A 1582-nucleotide genomic window follows, 5' to 3' on the forward strand; every position below is an offset into this window, starting at 1 on the left:
GGTGTGCCCTATCTGAGAAAAAATCAGCTAAAAAAGTCTTTGGAAAGGGGTTCGGGGGAAAGCCTTTCTTCAGAAAGGTTTCCCCCGATAAATAGTATAAACTGCTATATGAGTACCACGGTTAAGCAGGCTTTTTTATTTTTATTCCGTTGAATTAGCTGCGTAGACTTTCAGTACATTCGATGCGTCAACAGAATCTATCATTCCGTCGCCGTTGTAATCATAGTACCGGAACTGTGTCTTTGTGGGCTCTGTTTTGCCTGTAGAAACCTTTGAGTACAGAGCAAGTATCATAGAAGCATCTACAGAATCCACCTTTCTGTCGAAATTTACATCGCCCTTAGGCGGAATATCGTGCGAAGGATCACTTTCAACATATATATATCCGGGAATGATACCCTGAGAGAATATCCATGCCTCCATGAGCTTTCCGTCTTCGTCCATTAATTCATTGGTGAAAAGGTCGGTATCCTTATTGTAGTATATATCAATAGGATACTTTTCAAAACTTACAAAGTCTTCCGGAAGCTTCACTTTGAATTCAAACATAACGCCGTCATAGCTTTTTGCGTCAGAACCTGCAATAATAGCTCTGAAACCGTTATCTCCCTCAGGCACGGCAGTAAACATAGCTCTTTTGAGTGCCGGACCTGCATATGCGATCTCGCCGTCCTCGTCCTTTACTAATTCAAGTCTCTCATCGACCTTTACGGAGAAGCCTGCATTGGCATATTTCCCTTCTGCATCTTTGATATATATCTGTATCGTCCTGACAGGATTATCCTTAGCTTCATTATAGCTAATGTTTTGCTGAGTTATCAATACAGTCGGCTTTACAGTCGCTTTTGACAGGTCGATACCTGTAAGGTCATATTTATCGCCCTTTGCAGCTTCTGCTGCAACAGCCTGTAAAGCTGTTGCAGATAGGAGCATTATTGCCGCGGTAGTTACTGAAACTATTTTTCTGATAAATTGTTTCATTTGGTTTACTCCTTCTTAGAAAAAATCACTTTCTGCCAAGAAAAACATCTAATTCAATTTCGTTGCCTGCTGAAAGGAATGCATAGTAAGCAAGCACCTTTGAAGCGTCTGCTGAGTCGATAAGACCGTCCTTATTAATATCGCAGGTAGCACTTTCCTTTTCTGTAGGCTCTGTGCTGTTAGTGGATAATCTTGCATAAGCTTTAAGTATAGCAGAAGCGTCAACAGAGTCTATCTTGCCGTCGCCGTTAGGGTCGCCAAGCTTGTATCTCTTTCCTGAGTCGGGAGTTGTTGTAGTTGTAACAGTTGTAGTAGCTGTTGATGTTGTTGTAGAGGTTACAGTAGATGTAGTTGAAGCCTTTGATGTTGTCGATGTAGTTTCTGTCTTTGAAGTAGAAGTAGAAGATGTAGTCAGTGTAGGCAGTTCGGTTGTAGTTGATGTTGTTACAGCCTTTGATGTGGTAGAAGTAGTTGATGTTGTTGTGGAAGTAGTAGATGCAGATGTGGAAGTTGTCTTCTTAGTTGTTTCTGTTGTAGGCTTAACAGTTGTTGTAGAAGTCGTCTTCTTTGTAGTCTCTGTTGTAGGCTTAACAGTTGTTGT

General features: G+C 41.3%; 2 protein-coding genes. Both read right to left on the reverse strand.

The features are described from left to right. Window positions 1-141: 141 nt before the first annotated feature. Entirely contained in the window at window positions 142-981 is an 840-nt protein-coding gene (locus tag BUB28_RS13890) for a dockerin type I domain-containing protein (RefSeq protein ID WP_072952148.1), read from the reverse strand. Between the two features lie 25 nt (window positions 982-1006). Beyond that, window positions 1007-1582 (reverse strand): dockerin type I domain-containing protein (locus BUB28_RS17120; protein ID WP_242939999.1); only part of this gene is annotated, 576 nt, incomplete at its 5' end.

Origin of the sequence: Ruminococcus flavefaciens, assembly GCF_900143025.1 — a bacterium.
Taxonomy (GTDB): domain Bacteria; phylum Bacillota; class Clostridia; order Oscillospirales; family Ruminococcaceae; genus Ruminococcus; species Ruminococcus flavefaciens_I.

Excerpts from the sequence above, each read along its gene's own strand:
- BUB28_RS13890 (WP_072952148.1), bottom strand. The coding sequence starts at position 981 with ATGAAACAATTTATCAGAAAAATAGTTTCAGTAACTACCGCGGCAATA.